Genomic DNA, 23,856 nt, shown 5'->3' with positions numbered 1-23,856 from the left:
GCAGGATATGGGTTTAATTAACACAAAGCGGTTATATGCTCACAGGTTAATGTGTCACAATAGCTTAGCTTAATAAGTCATCATAATAAGAGTTGTTTTTTAACCTTAGATTTTTTACGAAGGAAAAATTTTATTAAGATATTAAAAATTACTGAAAATAAACGTCTTAATAATAAATTTCTATCATTAAAATTTTAATAAGAAGTAATATTGATAACAATAAAAATTTTAGGAGTTTTACATGTATCAATTAACGAAAATCAGCGCGGCAATAGCAGCGATTGGTTTATCAACAGTTTTGTTTATGAATCAAAGTATTGCTGCGACTGACAACGCAAATGTCGCTAATAAAACTGCAGCTAGCAATACTAGTGATATAAGTCCAGTAACTAATGGTGTGAGTCAACAGGTTGCTGGTAATAGTAAAACGGCGGTATCTTTAAATAAGTTGTTACCTACTATTAAATATACAACTGAAAATCTGCCAGTGCAGGCGCAAAAGGTAAATAGTGCGACTTGGAAACAAGGTATGAAGAGAGATCGTGATACTACTACTAAGCTGCAAGCGCTATTAAACTGGCAGCAAAACGGCGTTGGTGCAGTTGATGGCTCTTGGGGAAAGAACTCTCGTAAAGCGATGCAAGCTTTTCAAATGGCAAATGGGTTGGCAGTGACTGATACATTAAATACTGAGACCTGGCAGGCATTGACCAAAAACGATAAATTGATGCAGCAACCAGTATTAGTGAACTATCAGCTTACTGATGCAGATGTTAATATCAAAACCACAACCATTCCAGCAGGCGCAGAAGCCAAAGCCAAACTTGAAGGGATGTATTATGAAACGGTCATTGAAGGTTTGGCAGAAAAGTTTCATATCAGTGAAAACTATCTTAAAGAACTTAATCCAAACGCTAAATTTGCGGTAGGCGAAACTATTACCGTTTATAACCCAGGCAATCCTAATACCAAGCCTGTGAGCCGAGTCGTTGCTGATAAAGCTACTGAAACTTTATACGCTTATGATGATAAAAATAATTTAATTGCCAGTTATCCGACCACGGTAGGCAGTACGGCAACGCCATCACCAACAGGGACGCATACGGTAGAAGTAAAGGTCCATGAACCTAATTATACTTATACAGCAGAAAATGGCAGCAAGTCTATTTTGCCGCCGGGTCCTAATAATCCAGTCGGACTAGTATGGATAGGACTTAGTAAGCCATCATACGGCATTCATGGCTCACCTGACCCTGCTCGTATCAGCCGCCAAGCATCTGCAGGTTGTATACGTTTAACGAACTGGGATGCGCTTGCGCTGCTGGGTGTGATACAAAATGGCGCAAGCGTTGAATTTAAATAATCAATAAATTTTAGACATAAAAATACCGCTGATAGTTAGCGGTATTTTTATGGTAAAAGCAAAAAACAATATTATTAGACTAAAATATGATAGGCAATAATGAGTAGGTTAGCAGTATCATTATTATTATCAGTTAAACCTCTCAAGCATTTATATCAACGCTGTTATAACCATTTTAGTCAAGAAGAATTTAGTTTTTACCACGGTAAGTAATGCGACCTTTTGATAAGTCGTAAGGCGTCATCTCGACCTTAACTTTATCGCCAGTCAAAATGCGAATATAGTGCTTACGCATCTTACCTGAGATGTGCGCAATGATTTCGTGTCCGTTTTCTAAACGAACTTTAAACAATGTATTTGGAAGGGTGTCAATGACTTCGCCTTCAAATTCAATAATCTCGTCTTTTGCCATAATTTGTATCATCAATCAATTTAAAATAAGCCCATATTATACGTAAGTTAGCAGATTAAAGCAATACGGAACCTGATTTTTGCTTGACAGCCTTTAATTGATATGTATATCAGCTCATACTGATTTAGTCGGGGAGGTTTAGCCAAATAGGGGTAAGCGGCGCATTAGGCAATAAGGTTTGAAAATGCTCAGGATAATAGGCATTAATAAAGTAAAGTCCATCACCAGAAGCGGTAGGCGGCGCTATCGTGCGATCCTTTTTAGCCAAAATCTTCAAAAAGTCTGCCGGTTCTAACTCGTGCCTACCAATCGCATATAGCGTTCCCATCAAATTACGCACCATATGGTGTAAAAATCCATCCGCTTGAATATCAAAAACAATAAATTGACCGTGGGCAAAGAGCCTTGCATGACTGACGTTACGTACAGGCCGATTAGACTGACAGGCGGCAGCACGGTAGCTGCTAAAATCGTGAGTACCTACTATGTCGGCAGCAGCCAGTTGCATCGCTGCTAAATCCAGCGGCTCATAGATATGAGTCACTTGATGATTTAAGATAGCAGGACGCTGGGCTTGATTGAGCGTGATATAACGATAACGACGGGCAATAGCACCAAAACGGGCATGAAAGTCATCAGGCATCGGCTGTATCCAGCGTAGAGCTATATCATCAGGCAATAAGCTATTGACGCCGCGCAGCCAGTTATTAGGGGGACGATAGGCGTGCGTCGTAAAATGAGCAATCATATTGCTGGCATGGACGCTTGCATCGGTACGACCGGCGGCGATGACCTCTACTGTTTCATTGGCGACCTTACTGATGGCCGTTTCTAAGGCTGCTTGTACGCCCAATACTTCTCGTTGTCGCTGCCAGCCATGATAGTTTGTACCTAAAAACTCAATGGCGATTGCTAAGGTGTAGGTTGGAGGAGTTTGAGCTTCGATGCTGTTAATCTCGGACATGTTAATCTCAGACATGGATAATATTGGATATTACAGTATTGGGGCTTACATTCTAGTATTAGCGCTAATACATAAAGAGTGGTTAATGAACATCTAACGTTTTTTGATAGTAGTGCCAGCTTGATTGACATTATTAAGCCAACGCTGACGACGTCTTGCTGGACTGTCATAACGCAGTAATAACCATAATAGCCGTGCATAGATAGCGGGAATCGTTAAACGTCCGCCACTAATCACGTGATAATCGTATTGCCAACTACCAGCAGCGTAACTGTCGCTTACCCCACCAAATGGCGACTGGCTAGCGCATACCACCATGTGGCCATTTTCATAAGCAAGCTCTAATGACTTTGCTAGCGATTGCGAATAAGGAACGTTGCCGGCGCCGAAACCTAATAAAATAATCCCACAAGGCGGCTGTGATAATAATGCCTGTAACTGGTCGCTCATTACCTCAGTATCATTTGGTAAGCAATATAAAGCATGAATGCGCGCGTATTTAGCGCTAGCTTCAATATTGCTAACCCATTCTTGCTGATCATCTAGCCAGTGCTGGCGGCGGGTATCTGGTAAGCTTTTGATATAACTATTGGCAGGATATGCCGCTCGAGAGTGACCGGTAAATGCCATTAAATCGTGGCTATGGATTTTTTGTACTGTTTGCGCAGGCCAAGACTCACCGCTGAAACTAATCTTTACGCCTGACTCACCAGCTGCCGCCAGTTTTAATGAGTCGGTAAGGTTATCCCAAGCGTCGCTATGAGTGTCAATCGCGTAGGAGTGTAATATCTCACTATCTAGTAATGGGCGCATACTACCTGTAACGACCACGCAAATATCACTACCCGCAAAAGCCTCTGCTAAAAACGCCCCCAAATAACTCAAAGTATCCGTACCAGTAATAAGCACAAAACGCCTGTCGCCTTGTGCATAAGCCGCTAGCAAAAGCTGGTAAAAATGTACAAAGTCGTTAGCGGTAAGTTGGCTGCTATCTTTAATTAAAGCATTATCAAGCAATGAAACCTGAGGCAGATTATTAGCATTATCTTGCTCAGCCAGTAATTGCTGTAAGGTCGGTAAAAAAATATCTGCTGATAACGGTGCTAAGGGTCGCCCGTAGCTACCAAACGTACCACCAGCATAAATGAGTCGAATAGGATCTGAGAGTGTTTTTATCATAGCAGAGGGAGGCATAGTATAGGCGCATTAAAGAGAATTGGGAGAAGAAAATGAGGCTAAGTCTTAGAGCGTTCTAGCAAAAATAATGAGTAATGATAGGACGCTTAATAATAACTTAATAATAAATAGTATAAAGGTTCAATACAAAAAAAATCAGCAAGTATTCTTATAATAATAGAATACTTGCTGATAATAGAAAATGCTACTCTTTACGCAGTGCGATCTAATAATGCTTGCGCTTGGCTTTGTTGCTCGCTCGTACCTTGACTTATGACTTCATTAAGTAAGCGTTTGGCGCTGTCATATTCGCCCAGCTGTACGTACTGACCGGCTAAGTCTAAAGTCACTTGATTGCTGTCTAACGTTTTGACAAAATCAAAGTCAGCGGCAAAGCGTGATGAGAAATCTTCTGCGCTTTCAATCTCATGCTCAGCAATAACTTCACTGTCAACGTTGCTTTCAATTTCAATTGCAAGGTCAACTGGCGTCGTCGCTGTTGGAGCATCTGACAAAGAACCAAAGTCAAAATCATCATCGATTAAAGTATTGTCATCGAACACTACAGTGTTTGGTGTTTCATGGATCGCTTCATTCGTCTCTTGTGCTTCATTGTCGTCAAAACTAAAATCTTCAAAATCGTCTGCAATAAGAACAGGGGTTTCACTCGAAGGCGTTGTCTCTGCTACAGCAAAGGTATCGATAGCACCAATGCTAGCATTAGGGTCGAGAGATAATGTAAAATCTTCTTGCTCTACTAGAGTGGCTTCTGTAGCGATTTCATTATTGACGTTTTCATCAATAGTTTGAATTTCTAAATCCGCTAAATCTAAAACGAAATCTTCATTATTATCTAATGTAATGTCGTTAGAATAATCATTAGACAAAGTTATGATGGGTGCTTCTGAAGAAGTATCATGCGATTCCGCTAAGTCGAAATCAAAATCAAAATCGGAGTCACTGGCACTTTCTCTACTATTTACCTCTTTAGCAGTAGAAGTTGATAGAGATTCTTCATCAGTGATAGCTAGATCAGTAATAGATGTCGTGCTAGTAACGGCTGGCTCGCTACTATCTTCTTCTAAGTCATCCAGACTAAGCTCAAAAACTTGCTCAATATTATCGAAATCATTAGAAGTCGCTAAAGTGTTTTCAGAGCTGTCAGCTAAGTCGGGGCTATAAGTAGTAGACTGACTAGCATCTTTTTCAAAATCGACATCGACAGCTGAGTGTTGATTTTCAACTTTATTTGCCGGTATATCAAAATCAATACTTTCAAAACCTGCATCTTGGTCATTATCAGCTGGCAAAGCGCGTATGGCTGCTTGATTTTGTTCTTCAGTCAGCAAGGCCTTTAATTCATCAGCTTGAGCAATGCTTTTTGCGTCAGCATGAGCTTTAATAGAATCATAGACTTTATTAAAGTTATCAGATTGATCTATCGTGGCATAAACAGCAAGCAGTTTAAGGGATAATTGGCTGTTATTAGGTGTTTCAGTGAGACCGCGATTGAGTGTTTCAATGGCTTTGTCATAACGCTGTTGATCCATGAAACGTTGCGCAATCTCAATATGATCAAATTTTTTGTCAGTAGTTGTTTCTGCTAGAGTAGGAGCTGCTTTAGGCGCAGTTTTTCCTGCCTTTATACGTGGCTGTTCTAATGGTTTTTGCGCTTTGTTTTTGCGCATGACCAACACCGCTATCAGTACAATAAGTACCAAGCCGGCGATAATATATAGCATGTTGTCCATAGTTACTCCCACGCCTAAGATCAATAGTGCAACATAAGGCATTGATCGATCAGGCAATTATTGATTGCGTAGTTTTTCGAGACGAGCTTGTAGCTCCGCCAGTTTTTGGTTTTGTAATTGCAGCTTTTTAGTATAACTGCCAAGTGTACTGTTGGTCTTTGATAAACGCTGTGCTTGGTCGGCGGTACTTTTTCGAGATGACTTAAGAATATCTAACACATCTGTGCTAAGCCCATTGCCCGTTTCCATACCTGCTTTAGTTTTAGTGCCATCTGCGCTACCGTCATGACCAGGAGCGAGAACAGAAAACTGGGCAGTTGGTAGTGTCTGCGTTTTCTTTATAGCTGGTTTCTCAGTTCCTTTCGCTTGCACGCTTTCAGTTTTTGCTATTGTGGTTTTCTTGACAAGGGGTGTATTTGCCTTAGCATGATACTTTCTTTGCTCATTGATAGCTGCCTTTAGCTTTTTTTGTGACGGTACGACATCGTATCTGGGTAATCTTAACTGAGCATCGGCTTTGAGCTGGTCCGCATTTTTATTGATAAACGCATTGGGGTTTTGTGTTTGAATCTCTTTCATCACGATTTGTACATCAAGGTTATTTTTATCTGCGATTTGCTGAGCAATGAGCCATAAATTATCGTTGCGCTGTACGGTATAGTTTATATCACTACTATTATCGCTAGTGTTAGCTGTGGTATTTTCTACAATTGAAGCATTGGCACTTATAGAAAATGTGTTCGACGCTATGCTCTGTGACGAGGCAGCTTGATTAGAGGAGCTATTGCTATATGGAGCTTCACTAGAGGATGTTTTGCCTAAAGGGTTACTATCAACCGTCGTACTGTCAGAGCTTATTTTAGCTGTTGAGGCGTCTTTATATAGCATTGGTGCCATAGGTTTATTCACCATGATGGTATTGTTACTAATATCATTATTTTTAAGCTGTATCTGACGAGTAATTTTTATATTTAGTATATCGAACGCATGCTCATTAATTGGCGCAGTTTTAGTATTATCTAAAGCGCTGGTGGTGCTGGCATTAGTCGTATTTGCCTGAATAGCCACATTTTTATTTATATCGGCAGTATTATTCAAACGATTAGCAGTAGAGGGCGTTGTATTAATTAGTGTCATCGTGGATGCTGTTGACAAACTTGATAATGTCTTAGGTACTTGAATATTGGCGGTTTGAAGGTTCAGTGTTTGGCTGCTCGGTAATTGAATACTAGAAGCTGGCAATCTTGTAGCCGTTGCTTTTGAAGCAGACAAATCAACAGATGAAGCCTTAGATGCTAATAGTAATGGCGGCGGCGCGCCCTTTCTTACCGTTAATGGCTGAGCATTGGTGGTAGAAACAATGGGTAAGTTGGGTTTATTTGCTGCTCTAACGTTACTGCTAGTAGGAGTAATTGGTAAGCTGTCTTTCAGAGGCATCAATAACGTCTTAGGAATAACATTACGCTGAGTACCATCATTAATCGCTAAAACGACATCTGCAAAAGGCTGAGAAATAGGTTTGGTGGTCGTGATAAAAACTTGTCCGCTAGTGGCTGAAGTCGGTTGGAAACGAACTGTCATTGAGTCAGTTGGTGTCAAGCCCATTTGCTGATAAATGCTAGAGTTCGCCAAACTTGCTGAAAAATCAGCGGTCTTAATATCAGTAACCATAATACTGGCGGCTAGAGGTTCGTGCTGAGCCGAAGTAATAACCGTCTTGCCAATGGTGGCTGCTTGGGCATTAGACATAAGAGCTGCATAGCCGACTGAATAAAGCAGCGCCATTGATACTGAGCGATGTACCGTAGTCAGGCGATGAGATAAGTGACAAGACATGTGCAGCCCTTTAAAATGAGAGTTATCTGTGGTGTTATAACAAAATAGCGTTTAGTTTACCAGTTTATTTCACTGCTGTTGTCAACAATACATGAATTGTTTGCTTAATGTTTACGCTGGCAAATTTAATTTTTTATCAAGCAGCATCGCATCACCATAACTAAAAAAGCGATATTGCGTATTAATAGCATGTTGATATGCTTGTTCGATGGCTGCTTTACCTGCAAAGGCTGAGACTAACATTAGCAACGTAGACTTTGGTAGATGAAAATTAGTGAGCAATTTATCTATCACGCCAAACTTAAACCCAGGGTAAATAAAAATATCGGTGTCACCCGCCCAACTAGAAAGTGCTTTTCCATTGACCACCGTTTTTTGATACGCAGTCTCAAGTACTCGAGTGACCGTCGTTCCAATCGCAATCACTTGCTTACCATTAGCGTGCGTTTGGTTAATGAGATCAGCGGTGGCTTGGGGCAGGTGAGCATATTCGCTATGCATGGTATGATTGAGCAAGTTGTCTGTTTTTACAGGGGCAAAGGTACCAGCACCAACATGCAAGGTAACAAAAGCAGTGTTAATACCTTTTGCGGCAAGCTTATCTAATACGAGCTCATCAAAATGTAAGCTGGCTGTCGGCGCTGCGACGCTGGCAAGTTTGGCTGGATCATGAAAAACCGTCTGATAACGGGTATTGTCAGTCGCATCGGCGTGGCGCTCAAAGTAGGGCGGAATAGGCAGCTCACCATAACGTTCTAAGTCAGGCAGGATAGGCGCCTCAAAAGCTAAGATAAATAAGTTATCTTGGCGACCAATCATCACAGCGTGCATATGACCATCAGCAATCTGCAACTGTTGCCCAAGTTTGGGTGCTTTACTGGCTTTAACATGACAAAAGGCGATATGCTCTTGTTTGACGATTTGGCCATTTGTCGTTTGTAAATGCAGAGCCGCCCTATCTAAGTTTGAGAAATCAACCAAACGCTCAATAAGTACTTCAATTTTACCGCCGGTATCTTTTTGCCCAAACAAGCGCGCTTTCATAACTTTAGTATCATTAAAGACGATTAAATCGCCTGCATTTAGTAAGTCAGGCAGCTGAGAAAAGTGTTTGTCTAAAATCTGACTGTTAGTATTTGCTTGCGTATTCTTGGCTAAATATAGCAATCTTGATGCTGAACGCTGCGCCAGTGGATAACGAGCAATTAAGCTGTCTGGTAGCTCATAATCGTAATCATCAACGCTAAGGTAGTCTAAAACGTCATCGTTCTTATTAATATCGTTATTTAGGCTTTTATCACTGCTGTTATTAACCGTATTATCAAGATTAACATCTAAGCTTATAGGTTGAGAGTCAGTCATAGTCGGTCTTTCAATAGATAGGAATTTTGAGGTAATTGTAGCAGAAATGCGGATATGAAAGAACGGTTTCCTAAGCGCTTACCATTCATAAATAAAGACAAATAATCAAAATAGCCTAAGTATAATATTTGGAATCTAGAAAAGTCGTGGCTTTGCTTAGAAAGGTTGAACGACTTTATTCAAATAAATTTAATTGTGGCAATATTTGAGTAGCAAGCGTTAACGAAGAGAAAGTCACACCGACTAGCCTGATAGGCAACAAGCGCGGAATATCTAAAAACAGCTTATCAAGCCAGTAGTGGGCAGATTCGGCACTATCAAAAGCGGTAGATAAGGTATGTGAGCGGGTGATTTGGGTAAAATCGGCGTATTTGATTTTAAGAATAATGGTATAGGCGATGAGCTGTTTTTTATGCAACTGGTTAAAAGCATCGGCGTTTTGTTCATAGATTTGTAGGCGTAGCTCATCATCGCGGCTTAAATTCTCTCTAAAAGTGGTCTCGGAACCAACCGACTTATGGATACGCTGCGATTTAACGGGGCGTTCGTCACGGCCATGAGCAATGTCATGATAAAACTGTCCACGCTTACCAAATTCATTGACCAATACTGTAGCAGGCGTGCGACGAAGGTCAGCACCGTTACTGATACCCATTACATGCAAGCGCCTAGCAGTTGCCTTGCCAATCCCATGAAAACGCTCAATAGGTAATGAGCTAATAAAAGCATCGGCATCTGCTGGCGTGATCACTGCCGTGCCATTGGGTTTATTGATATCAGAAGCAATCTTGGCGAGCATTTTATTAAAGGACACTCCTGCAGAGGCATTGAGTCCTGTCTGCTCTAGAATTTGCGCTCGTAGCCAATTTGCCATTAGCGTGGCTGAGCCTTGATGCACACTGAGTCCCGTCACATCAAGATAGGCCTCATCTAACGATAAGGGCTCAACGAGTGGCGTTAAACTGTGCATAATGCGGCGTATATCTTGACTGACCGCGCGGTAAATATCAAAGCGTGGTCTGACAAATATGACGTCGGGGCAACGTTTACGTGCTTCATAACACGACATGGCGGAGCGTACACCAAACTTACGCACTTCATAACTGGCCGCCGCAACCACCCCGCGACCATTTGGGTCGCCACCGACGACTAAGGGCTTACCGCTCAGCTCAGGAAAGTCGCGCTGTTCTACGCTGGCATAAAACGCGTCCATGTCTATATGAATAATTTTACGAAGGCTAGGTTGAGTAGGAGCAGTCATAGCCACTATTTTACCTGATTTCATATCTTTTTTTAATGCTTTGATTTCAATCCTTTAATTTTATCATCTGTCGTTTTAGCGTCTTTCAGTATGTTTAAAATGGTTTATGAAAATATCTTTAAAAATAAGGTAAACCTTGGCAACTAATGAATTCAGTATTATCAATATTTTATTTGTAGTTTGAATAAAGGTTTTATTACCATTTATCGGCATGTCAATACCATTTATCAGGAATAAGGCTATTATATGTTACAGTTTTGCTGCTATTGTTTTACAATACAGTATCTAGCAAAGGCAATATCGGTCAAATAAATGGATAGCATTTTTTTTGCCTTTATTTATCGGCAGAAAAAAGATTCTTATAGCTCATATCATGCTCAGGGAGCGAGCAGGGATAAAAGCCACTATCAAAAAGCCAGTTGGTTTAGCGATGGTGCAGTATAGTTAAGGAGCTCGGCATGAATGGTGAGATAACAGGAAGCGATCTGACGCGTGCGCTACTTGAGCGTGGTGATAAACAAGTCTGGTGTGCGGTAGATGATGAAAGTGATGAGCAAGCAATGATGGATCATTGTGGTAACGATTTTACCGCTTATATCGTATCCTTTAAAAACGGCTGCTTTTATTGTAGTTGCGGCACACCTTGGCTATTTGCGGTACCGATTAAAATAAGTGTAGTTACGCAGCATGAGATGAAAATTTGAGTAACATCTTACGCGACCACTCATTTATAAAAAATGGCCTCCTAATATAGAGGCTATTTTTTTGTCAATATTAAGCGCTTAGTGCATTAGGTTGCATCGGGTTGAGCCATAGGGTCAGCATCTGCAAAGGCTTTAAGTGTGCGACAGTGTGCGTCAATCTGGGCGATATTAGGATAAATACTTAAATCTACTTTAAAGCGCCTTGCCGATGAGACTTGCGGAATCAAATAGCAATCTGCAAAAGTAGGGCTGTCACCGTAGCAAAATTTTCCACGGCTGTTATCTTGTGCCAAGTGTTTTTCTAACGCCGAAAAACCCTCATTTATCCAGCGATTACACCATTTTATAACTTTATCTTCGTGTAACGACAGCTCATTACGCAGATATTGTAAAATACGGCGATTGTTAATGGGATGAATATCACAGCCAATCATGGCACTTAGCGCACGTACTTGCATACGACCAGTGGCGTCTTTAGGCAATAGCGGCGTCTCAGGATAAACCTCTTCTAACCATTCTAAAATAGCAGGGCTTTGGTATAACAGTAAATCGCCGACCTGTAAGACGGGCACCAATCCTTGTGGATTAATAGCTTCGAACGCTAACTCAAGCTGTTGGTCTTCTGCCAAGTTAACAGCGATATACTCATACGCCAAACCTTTAAGGTTTAGCGCGATACGAGTGCGATGTGATGTTCCGCTGCGAAAGTAACTATATAGCTTCATCATTATGAATTCCCTTTATAATGGTAGGTTGTTGATGCCATAAATGGTTATAATTATTGATAGCACGCTTATGTTATATAATCAAAGATAAGCATTGTTAAGTCGTATTGTTATGAAATTTCCGTGAGTAAACCATTGATTGAGCAAAACATGCCAGTATCTGAAAACCTGACAGACCATTCTACGACAACCACTAAAAACCAAGGTGGCGTTCAGTCACTTGAAATTGGATTATCAGTATTAGACGTCCTTATTGATCATAATGAGCCTATGATGCTAAAAGACATTGCTCAAGCGATACAAATGCATCCAGCCAAATGTCATCGCTATCTGGTCAGTCTTATTCGCAAAAATTATGCGCGCCAGCTCAGCGATGGTCGTTATGGGCTTGGCGTGCGCGTTAATGCACTGGCAGCATTAGGGCATACTGGGTTTAATCAAAACAATATCTTGGAGCGCCTAACCCATATCGCTAATGAAATTAAAGACACGCTACACTGCGGCGTGCAGATTGCCAAATGGTTTAGTGAAGGTCCGATTATCATTCAGTCTGTTGAGCCAGATAGTCCAATCAGTATCATTACTAGAATTGGCTCACGTATGCCGTTGACGACGTCGGCGACAGGGCAGCTATTTGCTAGCTATCAGCCAGATGCCGTTATTCAGCCATTGGTGATAGCTGAATGGCAGACAGACAATCAAGCTGCCATCGCAGAAAAATGGCGGAATTTCAGCCAATTACAAGCTAAGATTCGTACCCAAGGCTACGCAACGGTCACTGGTGATATGCTCATGGGCATCAATGCCATCACCATTCCTATTATCGTACCGCAGCTTAGCACCGTTACTCAGTCCTCTAATAATAATTTATCAGCTAATGACCAGTCATCTGCTGACAATTTGCCATTAGAATATGCCATCACTATTATTGGCACCACAGAGCAGTTACCAATGAGTGAGCAACAGAATGTGGTTGAGAAAATATTGGCCATCGCACAGCGTTATCAGATTGTGTAATTAAGCCGCATAACTAAGACAATCTCAGCAATTTGTTGATGAATTTGTGGTGCGCCGATGCGGTTTAATCCTTATAATATCGTTCGAGCTATTACTCACCAGCAGGCGCGACTTCTCGTGCTTGCGCCAGTTCCTCTGCATGTAAAAACTGAGTGTGAGCGGGTGCCCTTTTAGTACGTGACCACTCTTCTAACATCTCATACTTCATCTCTTCAGTAATCATCGAGACTTTTTCTTCTGCGGTAATATCATCGTAGGTGAGCTCCATACGATGGCCATTAGGATCAAAGAAATAGATAGAATGGAAGATACCGTGATTGGTCACGCCAACCACATCAATACCATTTTCTTCTAAATGTTTTTTAGCAGCCATTAAGGCATCACGGTCTTTTACCTTCATGGCTAAGTGTTGCACCCAGTTTGGCGTATTGGGGTCAAAGCCCATTTCAGGCTGATTGGGCACTTCAAAAAACGCTAAGACATTACCATTACCAGCATCTAAAAAAACATGCATATAAGGGTCAAAGGCTTTGGTTGAAGGCACATGATCTTCAGCAAATGCTAAGATAAAATCCATATTTAGGTATTTTTTATACCATTCGACGGTTTCTTTAGCATCCTTGCAGCGATAGGCCACATGATGGATTTTTTCTATTTTAAAACTCATATCAATGTCCTTTTGATAAAGCATGCGATTTAATAGACTGTCAGAGCATCATTAACAGGTAATAATTATCTGACAGTGTGTTCCGTTTATTTGTACGCCTATTTTATATTCGACTGCTATTTGTCAAAATCAAATGTCAGAGCAGGCAGTACTTTGCCACGCACTTCACCAAAGCCGACACGAATTCCGTCTTTTTCACTGTAGCCTTTCATAATCACGGTATCGCCATCTTCGATAAAGCTGCGTGTCTCACCGCCTTTAAGGCTGACGGGCTTGGTCGCATTCCACGCAATCTCTAGCATTGAGCCATAAGAGTCCGGCGTCGGTCCTGAAATCGTACCTGAGCCCATCATATCGCCGACTTCTACTTTACAACCCGTGATGGTATGGTGGGTTAGCTGCTGCGCCATTGACCAATACATATATTTAAAGTTGGTCTCACAAACCACAGTGGCTTCGTCAGCATTTTCAGGTAATAGCTCGACCGATAGAGTGATATCAAAGCTATTATCAGAATCTTTTTCGTTTAGATAAGCCAGTGGTTCTGGCTCTTGCGTTGGGCATGAGGTTTTAAAGGGTGCTAAGGCATCCATGGTCACAATCCAAGGCGATACTTCAGAAGCAAACGTTTTGGCATTAAATGGACCTAAAGGCACATACTCCCATTTTTGAATATCGCGGGCTGACCAATCGTTGAGTAATACCATGCCAAAAATATGATACGCGGCTTCATCGACTGCAATCGGTTGACCAATATTATTGCCTTTACCAACGACAAATGCGGTTTCAAGCTCAAAATCCAAACGCTTACAAGGGGAGAAAATAGGGCGTTCATCAGCATTGGGTTTCAGCTGACCAGATGGGCGTATCACATCAGTGCCACTAACGATAACGGTGCTGGCGCGTCCGTTATAGCCGACTGGCATTTCAGTCCAGTTAGGGAGTAAGGCGTTATTTGGGTCACGGAACATGGTGCCAACGTTGGTTGCGTGTTCTTTTGAAGAATAGAAATCGGTAAAGCCTGGCACTTGAACGGGCAGATACATGGTGACGTCTGCTTGCTTAAACAGGGCTTTTTTCTGTAAATCAGTATTGTCGCGCAAGGTATCATTATCATTAGACAAGAGCATTTGAATGGTTGTACGAGCCTTGGTCCAATTATCGCGACCAGAATCAATAAAGGCATTAAGCGTTGGCTGATCAAAGTAAGAGCCGCCATCTAAACTCAATAAACCTTCTGCTTCAAGTACCGACAAATCCAGCACTTGCTCACCGATAGCGACGCCAGCGCGACGCTTACCGTCAACAGTATCACTAAAGATACCGTAAGGCAGGTTATGAATTGAGAAGTCAGAATCAGCGGCGATATCGATAAATGAAGTGAGATTTGTGTCAATCGTTGACATGGGGAGCTCCTTGCTAAAGTATATATTGAATTACGTTATAATTAACTACTTACGCATAATGTAATTTATAGCTTGATACATTGCAAGGTTTTTTTATGCAGTTTTTTAGAAAGTATCAGGCATAAAAAAAGGCTGAGAAATAACCCAGCCTTTTTCTTAATTAGTTTTTTATTTAATCGCGTCAGGTAATTAATCTTTTAAGACGTCGACCATCGCATTGGCAACATAATCGATATTACTGCTGTTTAGGCCAGCAACACACATACGTGAGTTCGATACCATGTAGATGCCATACTTGCTTTGTAGTTGCTCGACTTGTTCTGGCGTTAGACCTGTGAAGCTAAACATGCCGTTTTGCTCAGTTAAGTAATCGAAGTTGCGACCAGGAATTTTTTCTTCCAATACTGATTTGAGCTTTGAGCGCATAGACTTGATGCGGTCACGCATCGCATATACTTCGCCAACCCATTGCTCATGTAGCGCTTCGTCGTTCATGACGATATCGACCACGCGACCACCGTGTGATGGTGGGCTTGAGTAGATACGACGTACCGTAGAGTTCAACTGACCAAAGACGCGCTCAGTCTCATCTACTGTTGGGCAAACGACTGATAGACCGCCGACACGCTCGCCATATAGCGATAAGTTTTTAGAGAATGAGTTACTCACAAATACTGGTAGACCCATTTCGACCGCTTTACGTATAGCGTAAGCGTCGCTGTCCATATCTTCGCCAAAGCCTTGGTAAGCAATGTCCATAAATGGAATCAGCTCACGCGCTTGAATGACATTTAGCACGGTATCCCACTGCTCACGAGTTAAATCCATACCGGTTGGGTTATGGCAACAAGGGTGCAGTAAGACGACATCGTTTTTGTTCAAGGTTTCAAAAAAAGCAATCATCTCATCAAACTTGATGCTGCTGGTCGCTTTGTCATAGTACGGATATTTACCGACTTCGACGTCCGAGCCTTCAAAGATAGCAATGTGATTGCCCCACGTTGGGTCGCTGACGTAGCACTTAGACTGCGGGAACCATTCATGGATGAATTCTGCGCCCACTTTTAAGGCACCAGAACCACCGATAGTGGCGATGGTCGCCACCAAACCGTCTTGTAAGATTTGAGCGTCTTTGCCAAATAGCAACTCTTGACAGCCTTTACGGTGCCCGGGTAAGCCGGCCATTGGCAAGTAAGGACGAGGAGAGATTGGGTCTGCAATACGCTCTTCAGCCGTTTTGACACACTCAAGGACTGGCAATTTGCCATCCTCATCATAATAAACGCCCACGCCTAAATTGACTTTATCTGGGTTGGTGTCGGCGGCAAATTTGTCCATCAATCCTAAGATCGGGTCACCGGCATAATAATCGATACGTTCAAACATTTTTTTTCCTTACAAGGGATATGAGTTAAGGCGTTAAAAAGCATAAACCAGTTTGGCGATTAACTCAACGTTAGATTCAGTGATACTGATTAATTAACGCATTTTTTTGTTTATTGGCAAGTTTTTTGCTGAATTTGAGCCTTTGCCAAACTTAAGTAATGATTTGATTAAGAGAGCTCAAACACTCTGCAAATCATCAAAATGACTGGCGAAGTAAGCCTGCAAAAATTGCTTAAAGGCAATGCTGGCGGGTGATAATGCGCGTGAGGAGCGTTGGTAAATAAAAAAGCGGCGCATTTTGACTGGTTGTGCCAATGGGCGCATTTGCAAGCCGTTGGCGCTAACCCAATCTATCACCTCCGGCATATAAGGCAAGCACAAGGTAATACCAAAACCTTGACGGGTCATCTCAAGGGCAGTGGACATAAAGTTGACTTTATAGCGCGCCTGCTGGATATGGTTGGCGATACTCTCATCAAGCTCAGCGGTCACTTGCTCAATAAATGGACCTTGTAATGTAATAAGTGGAATACCTACCAAGTCTTGCCAAATAATTTCAGATTTTTGCGCTAGCACGTGGCTATCAGGCATTACCACACAAAAAGGCAGCTGATATAACAAATCGGCGCTGATGTCATCCTCTGATTCCATAAAGCCACGCTCAGTACCGACGCCCAAATCCACCTCGATGTTCTGAATGTGTTCTAAGACATTTTCTGCCGAACAATCAAGCAAAGATACGCTGATATCGGGATGGACTTTAGCAAATTGGGCAATGACCGCTGGCATGGAAGATGCGGCAAACTGCGAGACGGCAAGTCGCACCTGACCTTGCGCCAAACTTGTCAAACTACTGGCTTCATTTTCAAACAGCTGCATCTCATTTAAGATACGCCTCGCTTGCGGTAATAAATGATGCCCGACGACAGATAAAGACAGCTGGCGCGTGGTGCGATCAAACAACACGATACCGAGGCTAGATTCGAGCTCTTTAATCAAACCACTGACGGCAGATTGCGTTAAATGCATCTGCTCACTGGCACGGGTAAAACTGCCATTGTCAGCGACGCTGACGAAAGCGGTCAATTGGCGAATACTGATATTCATAAGGAAACCTGATAAATAAATCAAAAAAAACGATTAGTCTTATAAATCAAGCTAATCTAATATAACTCACTCGTCAATAGGAATACTTGATGAAACTTATTTTTTGCTAATTTTTAGCGATTTATACCACCAATTGAAATTAAGGATGATGACAATGTCAGAGTTAAAGGCAGATTTATTTGAAAACCCAATGGGATTGCAAGGGTTTGATTTTGTCGAGTTCGCCTCACCTCAACCACAAGCCGTCGCAGAATTATTTGAGCAGCTAGGCTTTACCCATGTGGCCAATCATCGCTCAAAAGACGTTGCTTTATACCGTCAAGGTGATATTAACCTTATCATTAACCGTGAGCCAAAAAGTCAAGCCAGTTACTTCGTTGAAGAACATGGAGCAGGGGCTTGCAGCATGGGTTTTCGGGTCAAGGATTCTAAAAAGGCTTATGAGCTGGCGATTGAAAAAGGCGCGCAGCCAGTAGATGTGCCAACAGGGGTGATGGAGTTAAGACTGCCTGCTATCAAAGGCATCGGTGGCTCTCTCATTTATCTGATTGACCGTTTTAAAGACGGCGAATCTATCTATGACGTCGATTTTGAGTTTTTGCCAGACGTTGACAGAAACCCTATCGGTTATGGCTTTAAAGTCATCGACCATCTAACGCATAACGTTTATCGCGGTCGTATGGCCTATTGGGCAAACTTTTATGAGCGCATCTTTAACTTCCGCGAAATCCGTTATTTTGATATCAAAGGCGAGTATACCGGGCTGACCAGTAAAGCGATGACCGCTCCTGATGGCAAAATCCGTATCCCATTAAATGAAGAGTCCAAGCAAGGCGGCGGACAAATCGAAGAATATCTGATGCATTTTAATGGCGAAGGTATTCAGCATATTGCTTTAGCCAGTGATGATTTATTCGCCAGTATCGATAAGCTAAAAGCTGCTGGCATTCCGCTAATGACCGCACCAAATGCGGCTTACTACGACATGCTAAGCGAGCGTTTACCAAACCATGGTGAGAATGTCTCAGAGCTACAGATGCGTGGTATCTTGCTAGATGGTACGACTGAAGGTGGCAAACCACGTTTATTGCTACAGATTTTCTCTGAAACTATTCTGGGTAGCCCAGTTTTCTTTGAGTTTATCCAACGTAAAGGTGATTACGAGGATGGTTTTGGTGAAGGTAACTTTAAAGCGCTGTTTGAATCTATCGAGCGTGACCAAGTTCGTCGCGGTACGGTTGGTCAGCCAGAGACTGAAACGCCATAGTTTCTAGTCGGATTTTAGATCAATAAAAGTAATCAATGGGCAGGGCAAAAGGAATTTGTCTTGTCCTTAATGAGCAAAGTACGGCTTAAGAGGGTAAGTCCAAAACACCTAGATTTGGGGTTTGCTGACGAAAAGTAAATGTGCTAACGCTAATAAAAGGAACACAGGCATGGAACGCCTACAAGCTAACAATTCTATCCATCAAGCTCTTAGTGCCAAGAGTGTTACTTCAAAAGCTCTCGGCGCTAATGGTTCTAGCTATACCGATTCACCTGCTAAAAAGCAGCCTTACGTCTCGCGCCAGCCAGACAGTCAGGGTCATATTCATTATAGTGCCGATGAAAATGCTATGTGGCAGGCGCTGCTTGAACGTCAAGCCACGCAAATACCCAACCGTGCCTGCTCAGCTTATCTAGAAGGCTTAGAAAAGCTAAACCTGCCATTGACGCATATCCCGCAGCTACATGATATTGACGAAATCCTGCAAGCCACTACCGGCTGGCAAACCGCTGCCGTTCCTGCGCTTATCAGCTTTGGTAAGTTTTTTAAATTGCTAGCAAATAAACGCTTTCCTGTGGCGACCTTTATTCGTCGCTTCGAAGACATGGACTATATCGAAGAGCCCGATATCTTTCATGAAATCGTTGGCCATTGTCCGCTGCTGACCCACCCTGCGTTTGCGGCTTTTAATGAGACGTATGGCAAGCTGGGCTTGAATGCCAGTAAAGAGGAAAGATGGTTTTTAGCACGGCTTTATTGGTTTACCATTGAGTTTGGTTTGGTTGGTAGTCGTCCTGACAATCGCCGTATCTATGGCGGCGGTATTTTAAGCTCGCCTTCTGAAACGGTTTATGCGCTTAGTGGTAGCGAGAAATTACACCAATCTAAGCATCAGCAGCAACCTCAAAATCAGCCAGAACACCGTCCATTTGATTTGCTTGATGTGTTACGTACGCCTTATCGTATTGATCATATTCAGCCGATTTATTATGTCATTGATGATTTAGATATGCTGTTCGATATCGTCGATAGCGATATTATGGGACTAGTTAAACAAGCGATGTCACTTGGATTGTTTGAACCGACTTATGCGCCAAAAAACTCTTAATGAATAAAAAAACCTGCATTGTTAAATGAACGATGTTGTAAAAAACAGCATTAACACGGACGTAACTGTATTAAAAAAATAATAGTTAACTTAAAAGGACATTATAATGACGACATTATCACAAGCCAGCTGTGAAGCCTGCCGTATCGGCGCTCCAACCGTCGATGACACAGAGGCACGCGAGCTATTACAACAAATCCCTGATTGGTCGCCCATCGAAGTCGACGGCATCAAGCAATTACAGCGTCAATATAAATTCAAGAATTTCGTTACAGCGATGGCATTTGCCAACGAGCTTGCAGACATCGCTGAAGCAGAGGGGCATCATCCGGGTATTTTGGTAGAGTGGGGCAAGGTGACCGTCACTTGGTGGTCACATAGCATTAAAGGTCTGCATCGCAATGATTTTGTCATGGCAGCAAAGACCGATAGCCTACTGGGTAAGTGAGGAGACTGGCAATAATCATTGCAACTCATTAAACTTGTCCTACCCAAAACCAACCCTAACGCCAGAATATATATGATGGCACCATAAGGATGTGTTATGCCTCCACAAGTACTTACCGAGCTATCTCCTAAGGTAGCTTTTATCATTGCTAGCGTTGTCATCGCGATTATGGGTGTCACCATGATCGGCTTTGGCTGGGTGCCGCATCTGTCATTGATGCTTGCTATCGTTGTTTTATTAGGCCTTGGTATGTATAAAGGTCTAAGCTTTGAGAAGATGCAAGAGCAGATGTCGTCGGGCGTTGTCAGTGGTATCGGTGCTATTTATTTATTATTTTTTATTGGTTTGCTGGTCGCAGCGCTGATGATGTCAGGCGCTATTCCTACCATTATGTATTATGGTTTCGATCTTATCTCGCCACAGTATTATTATATTTCTGCTTTTGTTTTGACCTCAATTATCGGGGTGGCTTTAGGCAGTAGTTTGACCACAGCCGCGACGCTAGGTGTGGCTTTTATTGGTATGAGCAATGCCTTTGATGCCAACGTCGCCATTGCTGCTGGCGCGGTAGTTTCGGGTGCCTTTTTTGCCGATAAAATGTCGCCTTTGTCAGATACTTGTACGCTTGCTTCTTCTGTCGTCGGTATCGATTTATTCGAGCATATTCGCAATATGATGTATACCACGGTACCAGCGTGGCTCATTACAGCTGGCCTGTTTTGGTATTTTTCTGGGCAGACGGGTACTGGCGATTTGGGTCAAGTGACCTTATTGCAATCGCAATTGGTCGATAGCGGCTTAGTCCATGGTTATGCGGTGCTGCCGTTTATCGTGCTAGTAGTGTTAGCGTTATGCCGAGTAAATGCCATCTATACCATCATTTGTACGATTGCGACCGCTTTAGTGATTACTTATCTGCATAGTAGCCCAAGCATAGGTCAGCTAGGCGGCTATCTGTTCGCTGGTTATACGCCTGCCGAAAACTTAGAGCTAGGCGAAGTGGCAGGTATGATTTCACGTGGTGGTATGCAAAGTATGTTCTTTACGCAGACTATTGTGATATTGGCGTTAAGTTTGGGCGGTTTATTACGTGCCTTGGGCATCTTGCCAGCGTTATTGTTAGGCATTAGACATATGCTGACAAGTTCAGGTCGTGCCATCTTTGCCGCGGCGATGGCGGCTCTAAGCATTAACGTGCTGATTGGTGAGCAGTATTTGAGTATCTTATTATCAGGGACTGCGTTTCGCCCGACGTTCGAGCGTTTAAACTTACACCCCAAAAACCTATCGCGTACCATCGAAGATGCGGGCACGGTTATCAATCCATTAGTACCTTGGAGTGTGTGCGGGGTGTTTATCAGCCAAGCATTAGGTGTTCCCGTACTTGATTATTTACCTTATGCCTTCTTCTGTTATTTATCGCTATTGCTCACGATATTATTTGGCTTCACAGGTATCACCATCAGTTGCAAAGATGGGTCCAGCATTCGTAAGCAACATAAAGTACAAATGGCCAATTAGCGAGGGGCATTTTAAGATAAACTCAAATACTATTAGTTGAACCAAAAACCACTCTAAGCTGATTAGGGTGGTTTTTTTGGTTAATTTGAACCAGTAAACGATATATCTAAAAGTAGCTGAATAAGAGATAATAGATAACATAGATTTCCGCCCACAAAAGACGTATAGAAAGCGTGGTTTTAGACGCTACTAGCGTTTTTAATAGAAGAAATTCCATACATTTTACTTAAATAAAAAGGCAGTCCTGTATGACCAATAATAATCCATATAATCTTATACCTTTGCAACCAACGGGCAGAAATGAGACCAATACCGCCAATACCTATTCGCCTGAAGACATGATTACCATTTACGAGCAGCAGTTTCTGACCGAAGTGCCAGAAAACAAACTTACAGAGTTCTTACCTTTTTTAAAAGCTTTTTATGATATCGACGACCATACCTTAGATATCAGTGCTGTGATTTTCGATGCTATTGCTGACTCTTGCATTATTTATAATCACAAAGTCAAAGTCGGGCACTATCAAATATTAGAAGGCTTGGTAGAAGAAGAGATTGAACAAGATGACAGCGAAGTAGAGAGCGAAAGCGCTGAAGAGAAACAAGTACAAGCCTATACCCTAGAATGTAAGCGTACTTTTTTTATCAATGAGGTAGAAATGCCTTATCATTTTAATTTGTTTATTCATGGTGATAATTATTCTACCTTGACTAAAAGAGAGAGTTTGTTAGAAAAAATATACTGGTTTGTCAGTGACAGTTTTGATGAGCAGTTATTAGATAATGCTGAAGATACTGAGAGCTTGGCATCTATTAATGAGCAATTGGCAAGCTTGGGTATTCGGGAAATGGATTTGACCACTATCCATGAGCTAGTGGACTATATAGAAGACAGCATCATAGATGACGCCATGGCAGATGCGGTTAATAAATTGTTGGATGAAGCCGAGTAGAATTGAATATACTTTCCACTGTTAAAAAACAACCACGCTAAGCTAATTAGCGTGGTCGTTTTTTTGATAAGAAGTATATTTTTAAACAGCAAGCAATAAAAAACCCTCGCAATCGATAGATTGCGAGGGTTTCGTATATGGTACCGGTGGTCGGACTTGAACCGACACGCTTTTAAAGGCAACGGATTTTGAATCCGTCATGTCTACCAATTCCATCACACCGGCGTGTTAGGTGATAAAGTCTTTAATGCTAGACTGTATCGAATTGGGCTACAGGGTTATCTCTGTATAGGCTGCGTATTATAGCAGCCTATTTTCGAGCGTCAAGAATTATTTATCATATTTACGATAAAAATTCATTTTAACCAACGAAGGCGCGTTCGACAGCATAATCCGCTTGTACACCCATGCGTGGAGAAACGGTGAGACCAAAATCGTCCAAAATCGCTGACACTTCAGCGTTAAACGGCATACTACCGCAAATCATGACACGGTCGTCGTCTTTATTCATAGGGGGCAGACCAATATCTTCAAAAAATTTACCAGACTTCATCAGGTCAGTGATACGGCCGGTATTTCTAAACTCTTCACGGGTGACCGTAGGGTAGTAGATAAACTTCTCGCGAAACTCTTCACCAAATATTTCGTCGTTTGGCAGTTCTTCTTCGAACATCTCGCGATAAGCCAAGTCTTTGACCTGACGTACGCCGTGTACCAAAATAATCTTATCAAAACGCTCATAGACTTCAGGGTCACGTGACAAGGCTAAAAATGGCGCAAGCCCTGTACCGGTTGATAGCATATATAAATGCTTACCCGGTAATAAATCATCTAGTACCAAAGTGCCAGTCGGTTTTTTACTGACCAATAACTCATCGCCCACTTTGATATGCTGCAAACGCGAGGTCAATGGACCGTCTTGTACTTTAATAGAGAAAAATTCCAGATGCTCTTCATAATTAGGGCTGGCAATCGAGTAAGCGCGCAATAGCGGTCTACCATCGACAACGATACCAATCATCGCAAACTCGCCATTACGGAAGCGTAAGCCATCGTCACGCGTGGTTTTAATGCTGAATAGAGAGTCATTCCAATGATGAACCTCTGTGACCGTTTCGGTGCGGAGTTTTGACATAAAGCCCTCGTTAGTAAGTGGTAATGTGTATTCGCCAATTGAAATCTGTGTTAAATAAAAAAGTTTAATAAGTTCAACGTTATGTAACGTTTTAATAAAATAAAGCGTTTATTGAGTCAGACAAGCAAATGACGCCAGCAAAAAACCGTTATTTTAACATTATTATCAAGTTTTATAAGACGTCAGGTTTTATCAAATCAGCCTTGTTCATAAGAGTAAGTCTTGATGCCCGTACTTTATGAATGAAGGCTTTGTGAGTGCAACTGTATGAATGCAAGCCATTCTCA

At 42.1% G+C, this 23,856-nt stretch carries 21 protein-coding genes and 1 tRNA gene; 8 read left to right on the top strand and 14 right to left on the bottom strand.

The features are described from left to right. Positions 1-241: 241 nt before the first annotated feature. Positions 242-1,363: a L,D-transpeptidase family protein gene (locus tag JMW39_RS01705; RefSeq protein ID WP_201543188.1), complete on the top strand. Its 1,122-nt coding sequence runs from the start codon at positions 242-244 to the stop codon at positions 1,361-1,363. Between the two features lie 190 nt (positions 1,364-1,553). Here JMW39_RS01705 and infA read toward each other — a convergent pair whose 3' ends face one another. From infA to dinB, 7 genes are all read right to left on the bottom strand, one after another. After that, a complete protein-coding gene (gene infA / locus JMW39_RS01700; protein ID WP_010199824.1) occupies positions 1,554-1,775 on the bottom strand; it encodes a translation initiation factor IF-1 in 222 nt (73 codons plus the stop codon). A 124-nt stretch (positions 1,776-1,899) separates the two neighbouring features. Further along, entirely contained in the window at positions 1,900-2,739 is an 840-nt protein-coding gene (truA, locus tag JMW39_RS01695; protein WP_201543187.1) for a tRNA pseudouridine(38-40) synthase TruA, read from the bottom strand. A 93-nt stretch (positions 2,740-2,832) separates the two neighbouring features. Beyond that, on the bottom strand, positions 2,833-3,933 hold the full coding sequence (locus JMW39_RS01690; protein WP_265088428.1) for an asparaginase: 1,101 nt from the start codon (positions 3,931-3,933) through the stop codon (positions 2,833-2,835). Positions 3,934-4,127: 194 nt separating this feature from the next. Beyond that, positions 4,128-5,666 (bottom strand): FimV/HubP family polar landmark protein, encoded by a 1,539-nt coding sequence (locus tag JMW39_RS01685; RefSeq protein WP_201543186.1) that lies wholly within the window; start codon positions 5,664-5,666, stop codon positions 4,128-4,130. Between the two features lie 57 nt (positions 5,667-5,723). Next, a complete protein-coding gene (locus JMW39_RS01680) occupies positions 5,724-7,502 on the bottom strand; it encodes a FimV family protein (protein WP_201543185.1) in 1,779 nt (592 codons plus the stop codon). Between the two features lie 111 nt (positions 7,503-7,613). Then, the gene (gene queA / locus JMW39_RS01675) at positions 7,614-8,864 is read right to left on the bottom strand and encodes a tRNA preQ1(34) S-adenosylmethionine ribosyltransferase-isomerase QueA (protein ID WP_201543184.1); all 1,251 of its coding nucleotides are present in this window, start codon (positions 8,862-8,864) and stop codon (positions 7,614-7,616) included. Positions 8,865-9,039: 175 nt separating this feature from the next. After that, entirely contained in the window at positions 9,040-10,125 is a 1,086-nt protein-coding gene (gene dinB / locus JMW39_RS01670) for a DNA polymerase IV (protein WP_201543183.1), read from the bottom strand. A 458-nt stretch (positions 10,126-10,583) separates the two neighbouring features. Here dinB and JMW39_RS01665 point away from each other — a divergent pair, with 458 nt between their 5' ends. Then, complete coding sequence (locus JMW39_RS01665) at positions 10,584-10,829, top strand: hypothetical protein (protein ID WP_201543182.1); 246 nt, start codon at positions 10,584-10,586, stop codon at positions 10,827-10,829. An 86-nt stretch (positions 10,830-10,915) separates the two neighbouring features. Here JMW39_RS01665 and maiA read toward each other — a convergent pair whose 3' ends face one another. Further along, positions 10,916-11,554 (bottom strand): maleylacetoacetate isomerase, encoded by a 639-nt coding sequence (maiA, locus tag JMW39_RS01660; RefSeq protein ID WP_201543519.1) that lies wholly within the window; start codon positions 11,552-11,554, stop codon positions 10,916-10,918. 123 nt (positions 11,555-11,677) lie between these two features. Between maiA and JMW39_RS01655 the strand changes: the two genes are divergently transcribed. Then, positions 11,678-12,571, top strand: a complete 894-nt coding sequence (locus JMW39_RS01655; RefSeq protein ID WP_227679128.1) for an IclR family transcriptional regulator — start codon at positions 11,678-11,680, stop codon at positions 12,569-12,571. 91 nt (positions 12,572-12,662) lie between these two features. On the opposite strand, the gene JMW39_RS01650 is transcribed toward JMW39_RS01655, so the two are convergent. The 4 genes from JMW39_RS01650 to JMW39_RS01635 all read right to left on the bottom strand — a co-directional run bounded on the left by JMW39_RS01650 (position 12,663) and on the right by JMW39_RS01635 (position 17,137). Further along, positions 12,663-13,238, bottom strand: coding sequence for a VOC family protein (locus JMW39_RS01650; RefSeq protein WP_201543181.1), 576 nt, complete (start codon positions 13,236-13,238; stop codon positions 12,663-12,665). Between the two features lie 116 nt (positions 13,239-13,354). Next, the gene (gene fahA / locus JMW39_RS01645) at positions 13,355-14,644 is read right to left on the bottom strand and encodes a fumarylacetoacetase (RefSeq protein WP_201543180.1); all 1,290 of its coding nucleotides are present in this window, start codon (positions 14,642-14,644) and stop codon (positions 13,355-13,357) included. A 189-nt stretch (positions 14,645-14,833) separates the two neighbouring features. Continuing rightward, entirely contained in the window at positions 14,834-16,030 is a 1,197-nt protein-coding gene (locus JMW39_RS01640; protein ID WP_201543179.1) for an aromatic amino acid transaminase, read from the bottom strand. Positions 16,031-16,207: 177 nt separating this feature from the next. Further along, positions 16,208-17,137 carry a LysR family transcriptional regulator gene (locus tag JMW39_RS01635; RefSeq protein WP_201543178.1) on the bottom strand — a complete coding sequence of 310 codons (930 nt, stop codon included), beginning with the start codon at positions 17,135-17,137 and terminating at the stop codon, positions 16,208-16,210. A gap of 154 nt (positions 17,138-17,291) precedes the next feature. On the opposite strand from JMW39_RS01635, the gene hppD reads away from it, so the two are divergent. From hppD to JMW39_RS01610, 5 genes are all read left to right on the top strand, one after another. Then, the gene (gene hppD, locus JMW39_RS01630; RefSeq protein WP_201543177.1) at positions 17,292-18,404 is read left to right on the top strand and encodes a 4-hydroxyphenylpyruvate dioxygenase; all 1,113 of its coding nucleotides are present in this window, start codon (positions 17,292-17,294) and stop codon (positions 18,402-18,404) included. 169 nt (positions 18,405-18,573) lie between these two features. After that, positions 18,574-19,512 (top strand): phenylalanine 4-monooxygenase, encoded by a 939-nt coding sequence (phhA, locus tag JMW39_RS01625; protein WP_201543176.1) that lies wholly within the window; start codon positions 18,574-18,576, stop codon positions 19,510-19,512. Between the two features lie 106 nt (positions 19,513-19,618). Continuing rightward, positions 19,619-19,960 carry a 4a-hydroxytetrahydrobiopterin dehydratase gene (locus JMW39_RS01620; protein ID WP_201543175.1) on the top strand — a complete coding sequence of 114 codons (342 nt, stop codon included), beginning with the start codon at positions 19,619-19,621 and terminating at the stop codon, positions 19,958-19,960. A 96-nt stretch (positions 19,961-20,056) separates the two neighbouring features. After that, the gene (gene nhaC, locus JMW39_RS01615) at positions 20,057-21,481 is read left to right on the top strand and encodes a Na+/H+ antiporter NhaC (RefSeq protein WP_201543174.1); all 1,425 of its coding nucleotides are present in this window, start codon (positions 20,057-20,059) and stop codon (positions 21,479-21,481) included. 248 nt (positions 21,482-21,729) lie between these two features. Then, the gene (locus JMW39_RS01610; protein ID WP_201543173.1) at positions 21,730-22,434 is read left to right on the top strand and encodes a hypothetical protein; all 705 of its coding nucleotides are present in this window, start codon (positions 21,730-21,732) and stop codon (positions 22,432-22,434) included. 138 nt (positions 22,435-22,572) lie between these two features. Here the strand turns inward: JMW39_RS01610 and JMW39_RS01605 are convergent. Further along, a tRNA-Leu gene (locus tag JMW39_RS01605) sits at positions 22,573-22,659 on the bottom strand. Positions 22,660-22,795: 136 nt separating this feature from the next. Beyond that, entirely contained in the window at positions 22,796-23,569 is a 774-nt protein-coding gene (locus JMW39_RS01600) for a ferredoxin--NADP reductase (protein ID WP_201543172.1), read from the bottom strand. Positions 23,570-23,856 lie beyond the last annotated feature (287 nt).

The sequence above is a fragment of the Psychrobacter immobilis genome, assembly GCF_904846175.1.
Classification (GTDB): domain Bacteria; phylum Pseudomonadota; class Gammaproteobacteria; order Pseudomonadales; family Moraxellaceae; genus Psychrobacter; species Psychrobacter immobilis_E.
This window is presented reverse-complemented; position numbering and strand designations above follow the sequence as displayed.

Coding starts and splice junctions, on each gene's coding strand:
- JMW39_RS01705 (WP_201543188.1), top strand. CDS start 242: ATGTATCAATTAACGAAAATCAGCGCGGCAATAGCAGCGATTGGTTTA.
- infA (WP_010199824.1), bottom strand. CDS start 1,775: ATGGCAAAAGACGAGATTATTGAATTTGAAGGCGAAGTCATTGACACC.
- truA (WP_201543187.1), bottom strand. CDS start 2,739: ATGTCCGAGATTAACAGCATCGAAGCTCAAACTCCTCCAACCTACACC.
- JMW39_RS01690 (WP_265088428.1), bottom strand. CDS start 3,933: ATGCCTCCCTCTGCTATGATAAAAACACTCTCAGATCCTATTCGACTC.
- JMW39_RS01685 (WP_201543186.1), bottom strand. CDS start 5,666: ATGGACAACATGCTATATATTATCGCCGGCTTGGTACTTATTGTACTG.
- JMW39_RS01680 (WP_201543185.1), bottom strand. CDS start 7,502: ATGTCTTGTCACTTATCTCATCGCCTGACTACGGTACATCGCTCAGTA.
- queA (WP_201543184.1), bottom strand. CDS start 8,864: ATGACTGACTCTCAACCTATAAGCTTAGATGTTAATCTTGATAATACG.
- dinB (WP_201543183.1), bottom strand. CDS start 10,125: ATGACTGCTCCTACTCAACCTAGCCTTCGTAAAATTATTCATATAGAC.
- JMW39_RS01665 (WP_201543182.1), top strand. CDS start 10,584: ATGAATGGTGAGATAACAGGAAGCGATCTGACGCGTGCGCTACTTGAG.
- maiA (WP_201543519.1), bottom strand. CDS start 11,554: ATGAAGCTATATAGTTACTTTCGCAGCGGAACATCACATCGCACTCGT.
- JMW39_RS01650 (WP_201543181.1), bottom strand. CDS start 13,238: ATGAGTTTTAAAATAGAAAAAATCCATCATGTGGCCTATCGCTGCAAG.
- fahA (WP_201543180.1), bottom strand. CDS start 14,644: ATGTCAACGATTGACACAAATCTCACTTCATTTATCGATATCGCCGCT.
- JMW39_RS01640 (WP_201543179.1), bottom strand. CDS start 16,030: ATGTTTGAACGTATCGATTATTATGCCGGTGACCCGATCTTAGGATTG.
- JMW39_RS01635 (WP_201543178.1), bottom strand. CDS start 17,137: ATGAATATCAGTATTCGCCAATTGACCGCTTTCGTCAGCGTCGCTGAC.
- hppD (WP_201543177.1), top strand. CDS start 17,292: ATGTCAGAGTTAAAGGCAGATTTATTTGAAAACCCAATGGGATTGCAA.
- phhA (WP_201543176.1), top strand. CDS start 18,574: ATGGAACGCCTACAAGCTAACAATTCTATCCATCAAGCTCTTAGTGCC.
- JMW39_RS01620 (WP_201543175.1), top strand. CDS start 19,619: ATGACGACATTATCACAAGCCAGCTGTGAAGCCTGCCGTATCGGCGCT.
- nhaC (WP_201543174.1), top strand. CDS start 20,057: ATGCCTCCACAAGTACTTACCGAGCTATCTCCTAAGGTAGCTTTTATC.
- JMW39_RS01610 (WP_201543173.1), top strand. CDS start 21,730: ATGACCAATAATAATCCATATAATCTTATACCTTTGCAACCAACGGGC.
- JMW39_RS01600 (WP_201543172.1), bottom strand. CDS start 23,569: ATGTCAAAACTCCGCACCGAAACGGTCACAGAGGTTCATCATTGGAAT.